At 71.8% G+C, this 18,892-nt stretch carries 1 protein-coding gene and 1 pseudogene; both read right to left on the bottom strand.

The genetic code is table 11. The annotated features are described in order from the left end of the window. Positions 1-381 precede the first annotated feature (381 nt). Positions 382-6,411, bottom strand: a pseudogene (locus tag ACFVM3_RS23640) (SDR family NAD(P)-dependent oxidoreductase); the annotation flags it as partial. A gap of 28 nt (positions 6,412-6,439) precedes the next feature. Beyond that, on the bottom strand, positions 6,440-18,886 hold the full coding sequence (locus tag ACFVM3_RS23635) for an SDR family NAD(P)-dependent oxidoreductase (RefSeq protein WP_378441773.1): 12,447 nt from the start codon (positions 18,884-18,886) through the stop codon (positions 6,440-6,442). Positions 18,887-18,892: the final 6 nt, after the last annotated feature.

The following is an 18,892-nucleotide window of genomic DNA, read 5'->3' as shown; positions in this document are numbered from 1 at the left end:
CAGTTTGGGGGTGTGTTTCCGCCGAAGGGGGGGCCCCGGGGGGTTGGCCGCAAACCCATTTTGCGGCACCCCCGGGTGCCTTTTTGGGTTTTCCCCGACACAGCCGGACCTCCCGCCACGATCGACCCCGCCTGAGCGGCTACCCACCCCCCGCCGGCGTTGCGAAAGTGGCTTTCGCAACACGCCTTACCCCTCAATAACCCCTTTACCGCTCACGACCCGCGCCAGAAACGGACATGGGGACATCAATCGGTTCGCGCAGTCGGCGTGAAGTGTCTCTAGTGGACACTTCACACGGAGCTCCGCTGTCCAGGGCGGTCATCCCATCGCGAAGCCGTGTTCCGATCCCACCCGGCCTTATCGGCGTCGTCGTATCCCCGCTCAGCGAACGAGCCAAGAGTGCACAGCGGCGGCGGTACCGGCGGCCTCGGACTCCATCATCGAGAAGTGGTCGCCAGGCACCTCGATCTCGGCGTGCGGACCGTCCCAGGTGGACCGCCAGCCCTCGCCGTCCCGCCAGGCGGGCAAGGGATCGGTGGCTCGCACCAGCAGCGTGGGCACGTCGACGGGGGTATGCGTCCACTCCGACAGCAGCCGGAGGTAGCCACCCATGGCGGTCAGCCGGTAGTCGTCCGGCGGCAGGAAGCCCTCCGTACCACCGATTCCGGCGAGCAATCGTTCTTGGACACCGTCGAAGGCGCGCCGGGTAGGGGCGTAGGGGTCGAGCAGGACGAGCCCGGCGGGCCGCGCACCACGCCGGTCCAGTTCGCGGACGAGCTCGTGGGCGAGCGCGCCGCCGGACGAATGCGCGGCGATCACAAAGGATTCCTCGCCGTACTCGGCCAGCAGCCGGTCGGCCTGGGCGGTGGCCAGTACCCCGAGGGTGGCCGGCAGTGGTTCGGCCCGCCGGTATCCGGGGAGCGGTAGCACGACGAGGTCGCGTTCGCCGCGGAACCGGCCGGCGAACCGGGCGTATTCCTGGGGTCCGGACATCGCCAGTACCGACGGGACGCAGACCAGTTTCGGGCCCGCCGGACCGTCCGCCAGCCGGACCGGCGTGATCGGCGCGTCTCCCGGCCGGTCGAAATCGGGGCGGAACTCGGCCACTGAAGCGAACAATTCCACCAATCGCGGCATTTTCCCGAGTTCGGCGGCCCGGCCAACCAGCGGCCCGAGCAGAGACTCGGCCGGCGTGGCCTCCGTACCCGCCGGCCGCTCGGCGAGGGCCTCGACGAGGTAGCCGGCGAGCGCGGCCGGGGTGGGGTGTTCGAACACGACGGTCGGGGGCAACCGGGTACCGACCGTGGCGGCGACGCGGTTGCGCAGTTCGACCCCGGTGAGCGAATCGAAGCCCAGTTCGAGGAAGGGGCGATCGGGCTCGACGGCGTCGGCGTCCGGGAGTCCGAGGACCACGGCGACCTCGGAGCGGAGATAGGCCAGCACGACGTCGGGCCGTTCCGCCGCGGTGGCGGTCACGAACCGGCGGCGGAACGCCCCCGCCGCGTCACGGTTCCCGCCCGCCCCCTGCCGAGGGCGGATCAGCTTGCGCAGCAACGGCGGCACGTCGTCGAAACCGGAAACGGCGGCGACGTCAAGCCGCATCGGCACGACCGCGGCCCGGTCCAGCCCGCTCGCCGTGTCGAACAACGCCAGCGCTTCTTTGCTGCTCAGCCCGGAGAAGCCGGGGCGGAGCAGCTTGTCCAGCTCTTCTTCCGCGAGGCCTTCGGCCATCCCGCTGCGTTCCTCCCACAGCCCCCAGGCCAATGACGACGCGGGCAGGCCACGGGCACGGCGGTGGACGGCCAGCGCGTCGAGGAAGGCGTTGCCCGCCGCGTAGTTCGCCTGGCCGGGGTTGCCGAACACGCCGGCGGCGGAGGAGAACAGGACGAACGCGCCGAGGTCGCGGGTGAGTTCGTGCAGGTTCAGCGCGGCGTCGACCTTGGGCGCGAGCACCTGGTCGAGACGCTCACGGGTCAGGGAACCCAGCACCCCGTCGGCGAGCACGCCCGCGCAGTGCACGACACCGCTCAACGGACGGTCCGCGGGCATCCCGGCCAGCAGGCCGCGCACGGCCTCCCGATCGGCGAGGTCACAGGCGACCACGTCCACCGTGGCACCGAGTTCGGTGAGTTCGCCCGCCAGTTCCGCGGCACCCGGCGCCGACGCCCCGCGCCTGCTGGTCAGCACCAGGCTCCGGACCCCGCGTTCGGCCACCAGATGACGGGCGACGAGCCCGCCGAGCGTGCCGGAGGCGCCGGTGACCAGGACGGTGCCCGCGGCGCCGAAGCCGTCCGGTCGTTCTGTCGCGTCGAGCGGGACCCGTGACAGCCGGGGCACCCACGCCGTGCCCTCGCGGAGCGCCACCTGAGGTTCGCCGCCCGCGGCCGCGGCGGTGAGAAGCCGTTGGGAGGCCTCTTCGCCGTCGGTGTCGACGAGGACGAACCGGCCGGGATTCTCCGATTGCGCCGTGCGCACGAGTCCCCAGACCGCGGCGTGGGTCAGGTTCGGGACCGTGTCCCCCTGCCGTGCCGCGACGGCACCCCGCGTGACGAGGACGAGCCGGCTGTCATCGAAGGCTTCGTCGGTCGTCCAGCGCTGGACGAGGTCGAGGACACGAGCGGTTTCGTCGTGCACCGTTCCGGCGTCGGGGACGCCTCCGTCCGGCGCGTCCAGGACGGCGAAGACCAGTTCGGGCAGCGGAGCCGCAGTACGCACCGCGGCGAGGTCGGGGTGGCTCGGGCCGGGCAGGCCATCGCCGAGCACCGCCCAGGACGCGGTCGCCGCGGCCAGGGTACGGGCCTGGACCCAGTCCACTTCGAACAGCGTGTCGTGGTCCCCGCCCGCCGCGCTCAGCTGTTCGGCGGAAATCTCCCGGAGAACGAGGGAGTCTGCCGACAGGACCGGGGTTCCGGCTTCGTCGAAGACGTCGAGCCCGACCTCGTTCCCGTCGTTCTTCCTCGTCAGCCGCACCCGAAGCCGTGCGGCGCCCGTCGTGTACCGCCGCACCCCTGTCCAGGAGAACGGCAGGCGCAGCGGTTCGTCCACGGTCGGCTCGCTCCCCGCGGATCCGGCGTGCAGCGCGGCGTCGAGCAGGGCGGGATGCAGCCCGTAGTCCTCCGCCGTGCGGCCGAGATCGTCCGGAAGGGCGACCTCGGCGTGGATCGTGTCACCCGTGCGCCAGGCGGCCCGCAGCCCTTGGAACGCCGGGCCGTAGCCGACCCCGGCCGCGTTCAGCCGCTCGTAGAACCCGTCCAGGGAAACGGGTTCCGCGCCCGCGGGTGGCCAGGCCCCCGGTTCGGCGACCGGCGCCGAACCTGGCGAGAGCGTCCCTTCGGCATGCGTCGTCCAAGGCTCGTCCCCGGTCTCGGACCGGCTGTGGATCGCCACCGTCCGCCTGCCGTCGCCGCCGGGTTCCCCGACGTGCACCTGGATCGCGACACCGCCGGTCTCCTGGAGCACCAGCGGCGACGCCAGGGTCAGCTCGTCGAGCCCGGCGCAGCCGAGCTTCTCCCCCGCGCACAACGCGAGTTCGACGAACGCCGTCCCCGGCAGCAGGACCGTCCCGAGCGCGCCGTGGTCGGCGAGCCAGCCGTGCGTGCCGAGGGAAAGCCTGCCGGTCAACAGGAGTTCGTCGCCGGTGGCCGTCGAGATCTCCGAAGTCAGCAGCGGATGGCCCGCCGGTCGCTGACCGGTGCTCATGACGTCCCCGGCCGCGCGGCCGGTGGTCATCCAGTACCGCTCGCGCTGGAAGGGATAGGTCGGCAGTTCGACCGGAAGACCGTTGCCGGGCAAGGCCTTCGCCCAGTCGACCGGGGCACCGTTGACGGCGGCTTCGGCGAAGGCGGCGCGGAACCGGGCGAGACCGCCATGGTCGCGGCGCAGGGTCGGGACCACGACCGCGGCCGAGCCCTGGTCGTCGGCGATGCCCTGCACGCCGACGGAGACCACGGGATGCGGGCTGACCTCGATCAGGACGAGGTGGCCGTCCTCCAGCACGCGCTGGACGGTTTCGGCGAAGCGCACGGTCTGCCGGGCGTTGCGGTACCAGTAGCCGGCGGTGAGCTCCGTCGTGTCGAGCACTCCGGCGTCCACTGTGGAATAGAACGGGACGGCCGACGACTCGGGCCGCACGGTCAGCTCGGCGAGCATCCGTTCGCGCAAGGCCTCGACCTGGGCGGAATGCCCGGCCGCGTCCGCGCCGCGCACCCGGCGGGCGCGGATCCGCTCGGCGCCGCAGTCCGCGACGAACTCGTCGATCGCCTCCCCCTCGCCGGAAACGACGCAGGCGGCCGGGCCGTTGACGACGGCGAGCGAGAGCCGGTCGCCGAACTTCGCGATCCTGGCGAGGACGTCGTCCGGAGAGGCCAGCACCGAGGCCATCGCGCCGTGACCGATCAGGGTGCAGAGGGCGTCGTTGCGGCGGGCGACGATCCGGGCCGCGTCGGCGAGGCCGATCGCCCCCGCGACATGGGCGGCGGCGACCTCGCCCTGGGAGTGTCCCAGTACGGCGTCGGGCTCGATCCCGTGCGCGCGCCACAGCGCGGCGAGGGACACCATCACGGTGAACAGCATCGGCTGGACCGCGTCGACCCGGTCCCACGCCGGTGCTCCGTCGTCCCCGCGCAACGCCGCGGCCACCGACCAGTCGAGCACCTCGGCGAACGCCGCGTCGCAGGCGGCGACGCTCCGGGCGAATTCGGGCGAGGTCTCCAGGAGCGACGCGGCCATCCCGGCCCACTGGGAGCCGTGCCCTGGAAAGACGAACGCGACCTTGGCGCCCGTGTGGGCGGTTCCGGTGACCACGTGATCCGCGGTCTCCCCGGCTTCCAGCAGCGCGAGTTTCTCGACGAGTTCGGCCGGTTCGGTGCCGACGACGGCGCCGCGGTACTCGAAGGCGGTCCGGGTGGTCACCAGGGCGCGCGCGACCTCGGCGGGCGCTTGCCCGGGGTTACGGCGCAGCCACGTCCTCAAGCCCGCCGCCTGAGCCCGGAGCGCCGCGGGCGATTTCGCCGACAGGATCAGCGGAACCGGACCCTCGACGGCGCACTCGGGGTACTCCTCTTCGGCGGGCGCCTGTTCCAGCAGAAGATGCCCGTTCGTCCCGCTGAGGCCGAACGAGGACACCCCGGCGCGGCGCGGTTCCCCGGTCTCCGGCCACGGGCGGTTCTCCGTGAGCAGAGACACGGCTCCGGAGTCCCAGTCGACTTCGCGGGACGGCTCGGCGACGTGCAGGGTCCGGGGCAGGACGCCGCGGCGGATCGCCTCCACCATCTTGATCACCCCGGCCACCCCGGCGGCGGCCTGGGTGTGCCCGATGTTGGACTTCAGGGAACCCAGCCACAGCGGCGTTTCCCGTGGACGGCCACGGCCGTAGGTGGCCAGTAGGGCCTGTGCCTCGATGGGGTCGCCGAGCGAAGTGCCGGTACCGTGCGCGTCGACCGCGTCGATCTGGCCGGGGGTGAGCCGTGCGTTCGCCAGCGCCGCTTCGATCACCCTGCGCTGGGCGGGACCGCTCGGCGCGGTGAGGCCGTTGGACGCGCCGTCGGAGTTGACCGCGCTGCCGCGGATGACCGCGAGCACCCGGCGGCCGTTGCGGCGGGCGTCGGACAGCCGTTCCAGGACGACCATTCCCGCGCCCTCGGCGAAACCGGTGCCGTCGGCTCCCTCGCCGAACGCCTTGCAACGGCCGTCGGGCGCCAGCGCCTGTCCGCTCAGTTCGAAGAAGTCCGGGGCGCAGACGACGGTCACCCCACCGGCGAGCGCGAGCGCCGAATCGCCATGGCGCAGCGACTGGCAGGCGAGATGCAGAGTCACCAGCGAAGACGAGCAGGCGGTGTCCACGGTCAGCGCCGGACCCTCGAGACCGAGGGCGTACGCGATCCGCCCCGAAACCACGGCGCCGGTGTTCCCGGTGCCGACGAACGTTTCGGCACCGGCCGGCACGTCGGTCTGGGCGGAGACGTAGTCGGAGCCGTTCATCACGCCGACGAACACCCCGGTCCTGGTGGAGCGCGCGGAGCGCGGGTCGATCCCCGCGCGTTCGAGCGCCTCCCACGAGACCTCCAGCGCCAGCCGGTGCTGCGGGTCCATCGCGACCGCTTCACTCGGCACGATCCCGAAGAACGCCGGATCGAACCCGGCGACGTCGTCGAGGAAGCCGCCCGCCCCGGTCAGGCCGTCGACGTCCCAGCCGCGGTCGGCGGGGAACGCGGTGATGGCGTCCCTGCCCTGTTCGACCAGTTCCCACAGCTGGCCGGGAGTGACCACGCCGCCGGGAAGACGGCAGGCCATCCCGACGATCGCGATCGGTTCGGCAGACCGGCTCTCCTCCTGCCGCAGCCGCTGCCGCGTCTGGTGCAGTTCGGCGGTGGTCTGCTTGAGGAAGTGCCGCAGCTTCTCCTCGTTCGTCATCGGTCTTACCCCTGTCGCTCGTCGGATGTCACGAGATCCCGAATTCCTTGCCGAGGAGGTCGAACATCGCTTCGTCGTCCGCGTCCGCGAGGACATCCGTGACATCGCCCGCCTCGCGGGTACCGGTCAGGCTCGCCAGCATCGCTTCGAGCCTGGCCACCACCTGTGCTGCCCCGTCCTCCGGCACCGAACGCATCAGCTCGGCGAGCCGGTCCAGTTCGGCGAGTACGACCGGGCCGTCCTCTTCGGACAGTTCGGTGGCCAGATGGGTGGCCAGCCCTTCGGGGCTCGGCTGGTCGAACACCAGCGTGGCGGGCAGCCGGAGCCCGGTGGCCGCCGAGATCCGGTTGCGCAGTTCCACCGCGGTGAGCGAATCGAAGCCGAGGTCGCGGAACGCCCTGGTGACGTCGATCTCATCGGTGCCCTCGAAACCGAGCACGGCGGCGATCTCCGCGCGGACGACGTCGAGCAGCGTCTCCTGGCGCCGCTCCCGGTCCGAACCGCGCAACCGGTCCCGCAACGCGGCCGAGGTGTCCGGCCCGGCGGCACTCAGCGTCCTTGCCGGGAGGAGCCCGGCCAGCAGCGGCCCGGCTCCCGCCCGGCGCAGCGCGGCCGTCCGCAGCCGGATGCCGACCACCAGGGCACGGCCGGTACCGAGCGCGGCGTCGAACAGGGCGAGACCCTCCTCTTCGGACAGTGAGCCGACGCCGGAGCGGGCGATCCGGCGCGCCTCGTCTTCGCCGAGGGTGGCGGCCATGCCACCGGACGGGGCCCACATCCCCCAGGCGATGGACGTCGCCGGGAGACCCGCCGCGCGGCGATGGGCCGCGAGCGCGTCCAGGTACGTGTTCGCCGCCGCGTAGGCCGCCTGTCCCGCGTTGCCGAAAACCCCGGCGGCGGAAGAAAAGAGCACGAACGCGGTCAGCTTCCGGTCACGGGTCAGCTCATGGAGGTTCCACGCCGCGTCCGCCTTGGGGCGCAGCACGGCGCCGACCCGGTCCGTGGTCAGCGAGCCGACCACGCCGTCGTCGAGCACGCCCGCCGTATGCACGACCGCCGAAATGTCCACATCGGACAGAGCGGCGGCCAGCGCGTCCAGGTCGGTCACGTCGCAGGCCACCACGGACACCTTGGCGCCCAAGGCCTCCAAACGGGTCACCAGTTCCCCGGCTCCCTCGGCCGCGGGACCGCGACGGCTCAGCAGCAGCAGGTCACGGGCTCCGTGCGCGGTCACCGCGTGTGCCGCGACCAAGGCGCCGAGCGCGCCGGTGCCACCGGTGATCACCACGGTGCCGGTGCCGAGTCCCGCCTCGACCGGCTCGGCGTCCTGCCGGGCCAGTCGCGGAACGAGGACGCCGCCGCCGCGAACGGCCGCCTCCGGCTCGCCGTGGCCGACGGCTTCGGCCAAGACCGCCGCGGGGACCTCGCCGTCCAGATCGAGCAGGCCGAACCGGCCGGGGTTCTCGGATTCCGCGGACCGCACGAGACCCCACACCGGGGAACTCGCCAGATCGCGAACCCCGTCCTCCGCTCCGGCCGCCACCGCGTTCCGGGTGACGAACACGAGCTTCGAGGCGGCGAACCGCTCCTCTCTCAGCCATTCCTGCACCAGGGAGAGCGCCGTCCCGGTCGCGGCGTGCACGTTCGTGGAGTCGCCGGGACCGAACGGGACGAACACCACCTCCGGCACGTCGTGGCCCAGATCGGCGAGTGTGGTCACTTCGGTGTCTTCGAGCAGGACCCATCGATCGACGGGAACACCCGCCGGTGCCGGGACCCAGTCGACGCGGAACAACGCGTCCGAGCCGGCGCCCGCGGTCACGACCGGCCGCAGGGTCAGCCCGGCGACCGTCGCGACCGGAGCACCGGACTCGTCGGCGAGGTCGAGGCGCACGGCGTCCCCGCCCACCGCGGCGATCCGGACCCGCAGCGCCGTCGCCCCACCGGAGTGCAGGCTCACGCCCGACCACACGAATGGCAACCGCGCCTGGTCATGGCCGAAGAACTCACCGAGACCCACCGCGTGCAGAGCCGAGTCGAGTACCGCGGGGTGCAGGCCGAAGGTACCGTCGTCACGGCCGGCGTCGGGCAAGGCGACTTCGGCGAAGACCTCGCCGTCGCGCCGCCAAGCTCGCCGCAGCCCCTGGAACGCCGGGCCGTACCGCAGGCCGAGATCGTCCAGATCCGCATACAGGCCTTCGGTTTCGACCGGCTCCGCACCGGCGGGCGGCCATTCGCGGAGCGCGTCGCCCGGCGCGGCCATGGCGAGTACACCGGCGGCGTGCCGGGTCCAGGGTTCGCCTTCCGCCCGGGAGTGGATGGCGACCTGGTCCTGGCCGGACACCACGACCCGGAGTTCGACGGTTTCGGTCAGGACCAGAGGCGTTTCGATCGTCAATTCGTCCAGACCGGTGAACCCGGCCTCGACACCGGCCCGCAGCGCGAGATCCACGAAGGCCGCACCCGGCAGGAGGACGTCGCCCGCCACCTGGTGTTCGGTCAGCCAAGGGTGGTCGGCGAGCGAAAGCCGCCCGGTCAGCACGACACCGCGGGCGCCGGACTCCGGCGAATCGGGAAGGGCGACGACGGCCCGCGCGAACGGATGCCCCGCCGCGGTCTGTCCCGCCGCGGTGACGTCGCCACCGGGAGCGTCCTTGAGCCAGAAGTGCCGATGCTGGAAGGCGTAGGTCGGCAGGTCCACAGTGGACGCACCGGGCGGGAGTACCGCGGCCCAGTCGAGCCGGGCACCACGGACATGCGCGCCGGCGAGCGCCGCGGTGAAGGCGCGCACCTCGTCGCCCTCGGCTCGGACGGAAGGCAGGAAGCCGCCGTCGACACAGGCCTGTCCCATTCCGGAGAGCACGCCGTCCGGCCCGATCTCGAGGTAGCTGGACACGTCCTGTTTGGCCAGGTAGGTCATGCCGTCGGCGAAGCGGACCGTCGCGCGCACATGCTCGACCCAGTACTCCGCCGACATCTCCACCGGCTCACCCGACACCGTCGACACGATCGGGATCCGCTGCTCACCAAAAGAAAGCCGCTCCACCACCGCACGGAACCCCGCCAGCATCGGCTCCATCAACGACGAATGAAACGCATGACTCACCGACAACCGCTTCACCCGGCGACCACGCTCACGCCACACCGCCGCCAACCCCAGCACCGCGTCTTCCGCACCCGAAAGCACCACCGAACGCGGACCGTTCACCGCCGCCAACCCCACCACACCGGTCAGCTCAGGCCGAACCTCATCCTCCGACGCCTCCACCGCCACCATCGCGCCACCCTCAGGCAACGCCTCCATCAACCGACCACGCGCCACCACCAACACCGCCGCATCACCCAACGACAACACACCCGACACATGCGCCGCCGCGATCTCACCGATCGAATGGCCCAGCAGGTAATCGGGTTCCACCCCCCACGACGCCACCAGGCGCAGCAGCGCGACCTCGAAGGCGAACAACGCAGGCTGGGTGTTGCCCGTCCGGTTCAGGGCTTGTTCGTCGGTGCCGAAGACGACGTCCCTGACCGGGGCCGTGGTGTGTTCGTCCAGCGCGGCGCAGGCCTCGTCGAACGCCGCGGCGAACACCGGGAAGGCGTCGTAGAGCCCGCGGCCCATGCCGAGCCGCTGGCTACCCTGACCGGCCACCAGGAAGGCCAAGCCGCCACCGGAAGTGGAAACGGGCTCGCGGCCTTCGGCGATCCGAGCGAGCCCGGCGAGCAGCTCGGCCCGGTCACCGCCGATCGCGGCGGCGCGGCACTCGAACCGGTGACGGGTCGTCGCCAGCGACAACGCGACGTCCGCCGGATCCAGGTCACCGGCGCTTTCGAGCAACCGGGCGGCCTGCGCCCGCACCGCGGCTTCGGTGCGGCCCGAGAGAATCCACGGAACGACGGCGTTTCCGGCCGGTTCGGTGTCCGGAACGGCCTCCGACGGCCCCTGTTCGAGAACGACGTGCGCGTTGGTCCCGCTCACCCCGAACGACGAGACCCCTGCCCGCCGCGGACGGCCCGCCGCCGGCCACTCGCGAGCATCGGTCAGCAGCTCGACCGCGCCGGATTCCCAGTCCACATGTGGCGAAGGCTCGTCGACGTGCAAGGTCTTGGGCAGCACTCCGTGCCGCATCGCCTCGACCATCTTGATCACCCCGGCCACCCCGGCTGCCGCCTGCGTGTGCCCGAGGTTCGACTTGATCGAGCCCAGCCACAACGGCTCTTCCCGATCGCGGCCGTAGGTCGCCAGCACCGCCTGCGCCTCGATGGGGTCGCCGAGCGTGGTACCCGTGCCGTGCGCCTCGACAGCGTCGACGTCCGCCGTGGTGAGTCCCGCGTCGGCCAGCGCGCGGCGGATGACCCGCTGCTGCGAGGGACCGTTCGGCGCGGTCAGCCCGTTCGACGCGCCGTCCTGGTTCACCGCCGAGCCCCGGACCACCGCCAGCACCCGGTGACCGTTCGCGACCGCGTCCGACAACCGCTCCACGAGGAGCACGCCGACGCCTTCGGACCAACCGGTGCCGCTCGCCGACGCGGCGAACGACCGGCAGCGGCCGTCGGCGGCGAGGCCGCGCTGCCGCGAGAAGTTGATGAACGTGTCCGGCGTCGGCATCACGGTGACCCCGCCCGCCAGCGCGAGGCGGCATTCGCCCCGGCGCAGGGCCTGCGCCGCCAGATGCAGTGCGACGAGCGAGGACGAGCACGCGGTGTCGACGGTGACCGCCGGCCCCTCGAATCCGAAGGTGTAGGCGACCCGGCCCGAAACGACACTGCTCGACGCGCCCGTGCTGAGGAACCCCTGGAGTTCGTCCGGAACGTGGCGCAGCCGCGCGGCGTAGTCGTGATACATCACGCCCGCGAAGACACCCACCTGTTCTCCGCGCAGCGTGGCCGGGTCGATCCCGGCCCGCTCGAGCGTTTCCCACGAGACTTCCAGCAGCAGCCGCTGCTGCGGGTCCATCGCGATGGCTTCCCTCGGCGAGATCCCGAAGAACTGCGGATCGAATTCGGCGGCGTCGTGCAGGAAACCGCCCTCGTCGGAGGTCGAGGTGCCGGGGTGGTCGGGGTCCGGGTGGAAGAGGCTTCCCAGATCCCAGCCGCGGTCGGCGGGGAACGGCGAGATCGCGTCCCGGCCGTCGGCCACGAGTTCCCACAGCTCTTCCGGCGAGCCGACCCCGCCGGGATAACGGCAGCCCATCGCCACGATCGCGATCGGCTCGTCCACCGGCACGGCGATGGTGTCCGAATTGGACACCGAGGACACCACGGGGTTCTCCGCGCCGAGCAGTTCCGTGAGGAGATGCGCGGCCAGGGCTTCGGGATTCGGGTAGTCGAAGACCAGCGTCGCGGGCAGGCGCAGCCCGGTGGTCTCCCCGAGCCGGTTGCGAAGTTCGACGGCCGTGAGCGAGTCGAAGCCGAGATCACTGAAGGCGCGGTCCGGTTCGATCGAGCCTGCGCCCGCGAACCCGAGTACGGCCGCGACCTCCGTCTTGACGAGGTCCAGCGCGACGTTCCGCAGACCGTCGGCATCCAGCTGCGCGAGGCGTCCGGCGAAATCGGAGCCGGACCGGCCGGCGCCCGATGCCGTCCGGCGGACCGGCGACGGCACCAGCGTGCGCAACAACGGCTGGTCCCGCAGCGCTCGGACGTCGAGCCGCATCGACACCGACACCGCCGCGTCGTCGGCGACCGCGGCGTCGAACAGCGCCAGACCTTCCACTTCGGACAGTCCGGCGCCCATCCGGGCCCGGTCCGCCTCGGTGAGCGATCCTGTCATCGCGCTGGCGGCGGTTTCCCACTTCCCCCAGGCGATCGACGTCGCGGGAAGGCCGTCGGCCCGCCTCCGTTCGGCGAGCGCGTCCAGGAAGGAGTTGGCGGCCGCGTAGCCCGCCTGGCCAGGGTTCCCGAAAACGCCTGCCGCGGAGGAGAAGAGGACGAAAGCGGCGAGATCCATGTCCGCGGTCAGTTCGTGCAGATGCCATGCGGCGTCGGCCTTCGGGCGCAGCACGGTGTCCAGCCGCTCCGGGGACAGCGCGTCCACCATTCCGTCGTCGACCACTCCGGCCGTGTGCACGACGGCGGAGACGGGGACCCCGGCAAGGGCTTCGGCCAACCGCGCGCGGTCGGCGACGTCGCAGGCGACGACGGTGACCGACGCGCCGAGTCCGCCCAGTTCGGCGATCAGGTCGGCACCACCGCCGCGACGGCTCAGCAGAAGCAGGTCACGAACGCCGTGTTCCACCACCAGATGACGGGCAACCAAGGCACCGAGCGCCCCGGTCCCCCCGGTCACCACGACCGTGCCGGTGCCGAAGGACGGCGTCCGCCCGGAGATCGGGCGACGGACCAGCCGTGGCGCGCGGAACACGCCGTCACGGAACTCCAGCTCTCGCTCGCCCGTGCCGAGTGCCTTGGCGGCGAGCTCCGCGGTGACCTCGCCCGGCGCTTCGAGCAGCATGAACCGGCCGGGATGTTCCTGTGCCGCCGAGCGCACGAGGCCGCGCACGGCGGCACCCGCGAGATCGCCGGGCCGGGTGTGCACGACCAGCCGGGGACCGTCGGAGTGTTCCGCGGCGATCTCGCGCCGCACCTTTTCGAGAACGTCGTCGAGCGCGGCGCGAAGAGAAATCGGGTCGTCACCACCGGCCACCGGCAGGATCACGGCGTCGGTGACGTGCCCTTCGGCAACGGGCACCTCGGCCGGCTCCAGGCCGTACGCCAGCCCGGCCACGGAAGTGCCCGATCGCGCTCCCGCCTCGCGGAACAGCAGGGCACCGACCGAGGCCACCGGCTGTCCGGCGGCGTCGGCGACGGTGACCGTGATCGTGTCGGCGCCGGCGGGGGCGAGGCGCACGCGCAGCGCCGATCCCCCGGCCGCGGCCAAGGTGACGTCCGTCCAGGAGAACGGCAGTCGCGGGGTGTCGTCTTCGAAGAATCCGCCGAGGCCGACGGCGTGCAACGCGGCGTCCAGCGCGGCGGGGTGCAGGCCGAAGGCGGCGGCGTCCGCGTCCTCGGGCAGTTCGACTTCGGCGAACACCTCGTCTCCACGCCGCCATGCCGCCTTCAGGCCGCGGAAGACGGGCCCGTAGGCGAAACCGTGGTCCGCCGACATGCCGTACAACCCCGAAGTGTCCAGTGCTTCGGCGCCGGGCGGTGGCCATTCCGGGAGGTCCGCCCCGCTGTCCGGGCCGCCGGTGCCGAGCACACCGGAGGCGTGTTCGGTCCAGGGATCTCCTGGCAGGCCGTCCTCCGGTCGCGAGTGGATGGACAACGCGCGTCGTCCTTCCGGACCCGCTTCCCCGACCACGACCCGGATGACCGTTCCGCCGTCCGCGGGCAGGACGAGCGGGGCGGCGAGGGTCAGTTCGTCGACCCGGTCGCAGCCGGTCTCGTCACCCGCACGCAACGCCAGTTCGACGAAGGCCGTGCCGGGCAGCAGGATATCCCCCAATACCACGTGATCCGCGAGCCAAGGCGTGTTCCGGACCGAGAGCCGCCCGGCGAGCACGACACCGTCCGAGTCCGGCAAAGCCACCACGGCACCGAGCAGCGGATGCCCTGCGTCCCCGAGGCCCGCCGTCGTGACGTCACCGGCCGCCCGAGCGGGCTTCAGCCAGAAATGCTCACGCTGGAAAGCGTAGGTCGGCAAGTCCGTGGTGGAAGCACCGGCGGGCACCGCGGCGGTCCGATCTGCCGTGACCCCTCGCGCCAGAAGTCGCGCGAGCGCGGTCGTGACCGTGCGCGCCTCCGGACCGTCGGACCGCGACGTGACAACGAAGTCACCGTCCACACTGGACTGAGCCATTCCGGACAGCACACCGTCCGGCCCGATCTCGACGAAGGTGGTCGCGCCCCGATCGACGAGTCCCTTCACGCCGTCGGCGAAGCGGACCGTCGCGCGCACATGCTCGACCCAGTACTCCGCCGACATCTCCACCGGCTCACCCGACACCGTCGACACGATCGGGATCCGCTGCTCACCAAAAGAAAGCCGCTCCACCACCGCACGGAACCCCGCCAGCATCGGCTCCATCAACGACGAATGAAACGCATGACTCACCGACAACCGCTTCACCCGGCGACCACGCTCACGCCACACCGCCGCCAACCCCAGCACCGCGTCTTCCGCACCCGAAAGCACCACCGAACGCGGACCGTTCACCGCCGCCAACCCCACCACACCGGTCAGCTCAGGCCGAACCTCATCCTCCGACGCCTCCACCGCCACCATCGCGCCACCCTCAGGCAACGCCTCCATCAACCGACCACGCGCCACCACCAACACCGCCGCATCACCCAACGACAACACACCCGACACATGCGCCGCCGCGATCTCACCGATCGAATGACCCGCGAGCAGATCCGGGCGGACACCCCAGGATTCGAGCAGCCGGTACAACGCGACCTCGAACGCGAACAAGGCAGGCTGGGTGTTCCCGGTCCGGTCCAGCAGCGACTTTTCGTCACCGAAGACGACGTCCCTGACGGGAGTCGTGGTGTGTTCGTCCAGCGCGGCGCAGGCCTCGTCGAACGCCGCGGCGAACACCGGGAAGGCGTCGCAAAGGCCGCGGCCCATGCCGAGCCGCTGGCTACCCTGTCCCGCGAAGAGGAAGGCGGTTTTCCCGGCACTGACGGGAAAACAGGGCGCGGTGCCGTCGGCGATCGCGGCCAGCCCGGCGAGTAGTTCGTCACGATCGGCCGCGACGACGGCGGCGCGGCGATCGAACAGGGCACGGGTGGCCGCCAGCGACCTGGCGACGACGGCGGGCCCGAACTCCGGCCGCTCCGCCAGCCAAGCGGCGAGACGGCCCGCCTGCCCGCGCAGCGCGGGTTCCGAAGCGGCGGTCAGCAGCACCGGAACCGGCCGCACCACATCGTCCACAAGAGACAGTTCTGCCGGCTCGTCGCCCTGTTCGAGGATCAGGTGGGCGTTCGTGCCACTGACCCCGAACGAGGACACCCCGGCCCGGCGGGGGCGGTCCAGCTCCGGCCACGGCCGGTTCTCGGTGAGGAGTTCGACCGCGCCCGCCGACCAGTCCACGTGCGGGGTCGGCTCGTCCACGTACAACGTCTTCGGCAGCACCCCGTGCCGCATCGCCTCCACCATCTTGATCACCCCGGCCACCCCGGCGGCGGTCTGGGTGTGCCCGATATTCGACTTGATCGACCCCAGCCACAACGGCTCTTCCCGATCCCGGCCGTAGGTCGCCAGCAGCGCCTGAGCCTCGATGGGGTCACCGAGTGTGGTACCGGTGCCGTGCGCCTCGACGATGTCGACGTCCGCCGGGGTGAGCCGCGCGGACGCGAGCGCGTCACGGATGACCCGCTGCTGCGACGGCCCGTTCGGCGCGCTGATGCCGTTCGACGCGCCGTCGGAGTTGATCGCCGAGCCACTCAGCAGTGCCAGCACCCGGTGGCCGGCGCGGCGGGCGTCGCTGAGCCGTTCGAGCAGGACCAGGCCGACGCCCTCGCCCCAGCCGGTCCCGTCCGCCGCCGCGGCGAACGGCTTGCAACGGCCGTCCGGCGCCATCCCGCGCTGGCGCGAGAACTCGACGAAGGCACCGGGGCTAGCCATCACGGCCACCCCGCCCGCGAGCGCGGCGGTGCATTCGCCCTGCCGCAGCGATTGCGCGGCGAGATGCAGTGCCACCAGGGAAGACGAGCACGCGGTGTCGACGGTGAGGGCGGGCCCCTCCAGGCCGAAGGTGTAGGAAATCCGCCCGGACGCCACCGAAGTCTGTCCGCCGGTGATGAAATATCCTTCCCCGCCTTCGGGAATCTCGTAGCCCTCGGCGCCGTAACCCTGTGCGCTCGCCCCGACGAACACACCGGTCCGGCTGCCGCGCAGGGTGGCCGGGTCGATTCCGGCCCGTTCGAGGGTCTCCCAGGCCGTTTCCAGCAGGAGCCGCTGCTGGGGATCCATCGCCAGCGCCTCACGCGGCGAGATGCCGAAGAACGTCGGATCGAAGGCCCCCGCGTCGTGGACGAACGCGCCCTCGCGGGCGTACGTCGTACCGGGGTGATCAGGATCCGGGTGGTAGATCCCGTCGAGGTCCCAGCCGCGATCCACCGGGAAGTCACCGACCGCGTCGGTGCCGGAGTGCACAAGGTCCCACAGCTGTTCCGGGTTCGTGACACCACCAGGGAAGCGGCACGCCATCGCCACGATCGCGATCGGTTCGCCGGTCGCGGCGATCGTGGTGGCCGTCGCCGCTTCGGTACCGCCGTAGACCTCGGCGACCAGGAAGTCCGCGATCTCGGTGGCGGTCGGATAGTCGAAGACGAGGGTCGCGGGCAGCCGCAGACCGGTGGCCGTACCGAGCCGGTTACGCACCTCGACCGCGGTGAGCGAATCGAAGCCGAGGTCACGGAACGCGCGGTGCGGTTCGATGGCCGTGCCGTCGGCGTGCCCGAGTACGGCGGCGGCGTGCCCGCGGACGAGGTCGAGCACGACATCGGCCCGCTCCGCCTCGGGTACCGCCCGGAGCCGGGCGGCGAGGGCGGAGGTGCCGCCCTCCGGTTCTTCGGCGACGACCGCCCGGCTTTCGACGAGTTCGGCGATCAGCGGACGCGGCCTCGTGGCGGCGAAAGCGGGGGCGAACCGCTCCCAGTCGACGTCGGCCACGGCGACGAACGTGTCGTCGTTGTCCACCGCGTGCACCATGGCCTTGATGGCCGCCGTCGCCGCCATCGGCCGGATCCCGCGCCGCAGCAGGTATTCCTGGCCGCCGGCTTCGGCGAGTCCGCTTTCACCGGCCCAGAGGCCCCAGGCGATCGACGTCGCGGTGCGGCCGCGGGCCCGGCGCCGCACCGCGAGCGCGTCGAGCGCGGCGTTGGCGGCGGCGTAGGCACCCTGACCCCCACCGCCCCAGACACCGGCGTTGGACGAGAACAGGACGAACGCGTCCAGTTCGGTGTCCCCCAGCAGTTCGTCGAGGTTCCGGGCACCGGTGACCTTGCCTTCGGCGGCGTGGACCAGGTCGGCGATCCCGCTTTCGTCGAGCGCGCGGACCTCGCCGGTGCCGGCGGCGTGGATCACCGCGTTCGGTGGCAGCTCCGCGAGAAGCGCGGCGAGCACGTCTCGATCCGCGACGTCGCAAGCCGCGATCGTCACGCGGGTGCCGAGCGCGGTCAGCTCGGCCTCGAGTTCGGCCGCCCCGGTTGCGGCCGCGCCCCGGCGGCTGGTGAGGACGAGGTGCTCGGCGCCGTTCGCGGCCAGCCAACGGGCCACCTCCGCGCCGAGTGCCCCGGTCCCGCCGGTGATCAGCACCGTCCCGGCCGGGGTCCACGGACGGCGGGCCGCGCCGGTCGGCCGGGCGTGGACGAGGCGCCGGACCCAGGCACCCGTCGCACGGATCGCGATCTGGTCTTCGTGGCTCGCACCGGCGAGGACGGCCGCCATGGTGGCGGCGGCGCGATCGTCGAGTTCGGACGGCACGTCCACCATCCCGCCCCAGCGGTCCGGGTGCTCCAGCCCGACGACCCGGCCGAGGCCCCAGATCGCGGCCTGTTCGAGCGAAGGGACGGTGTCGACGTCCGAGACCTGGACCGCGTTGCGCGTGACGATCCACAGTGGAGCGCCGATCCCGGCGTCGCCGAGTGCCTGCACCACCGTGAGAGTGCCGGCAGGTCCGGTGGAACCCGGCAGGGAAAGCACGCCCCGGATCTCCCTGGCCGCGGTGGCTTCGCGAATCCTCGCGGTCAAGCCGGCGCGGTCGGTGTCCTCCCCGTCGAGGACGATCACGTCGGTGCCCAGTGCCGCGATGACCGGGTCTCCGGAATCCGCGGAGACCACCAGCCAGCTGCCCTCCAACGCCGCGTCGGGCTGGTCCCAGGGACGCCAAACCACCTCGTAGCGCCAGGCGTCGGCGGGGTTTCGCTTCGGCGTGGCGGATTCGAGCCAGAAACGCCGATGCTGGAATGCGTACGTCGGCAGGTCCACAAAGGACGTTTTCGCGGGGAACAGCGTGGACCAGTCGACCGTGGCACCGTGCGCGAAGGCTTCACCGGCCGAGGCGAGGAACCGGTCCCAGCCGCCGTCGTCACGCCTCAGCGTGCCGACGGTGGCGGCGTCCTGCATGCTCGTCGTCAGTACGGGATGGGCGCTGATCTCGGCGAAGAGCCCGAATCCCTGGGCGGCCAGCGCCGTGGTGGCCTTCTCGAACTGGACGGTCTGACGGAGGTTGCGGTGCCAATACGCCGCATCCATCTCCGCGGTGTCCAACCAGTCACCAGTGACAGTCGAGAACAACGGAACCGACGACGACCGCGGCACGATCGGAGCCAGCAACTCCACCAGTTCTTCCTGCACAGCATCGACCTGCGCCGAATGCGACGCGTAATCCACCGCAATACGCCGAACCCGAACCCCGTCCCCTTCACACGACACAATCAACTCATCCAACGCCTCCGGCTCACCCGACACCACCACCGACGACGGCCCATTCACCGCCGCCACCGAAATCCGCTCACCCCACACCGCAAG

The organism is Amycolatopsis sp. NPDC057786 (assembly GCF_042797905.1).
In the GTDB taxonomy this organism is placed as follows: Bacteria; Actinomycetota; Actinomycetes; order Mycobacteriales; family Pseudonocardiaceae; genus Amycolatopsis.
Note: the sequence above shows the minus strand (reverse complement) of the source record. Positions and strands in the feature narration are given on the sequence as shown.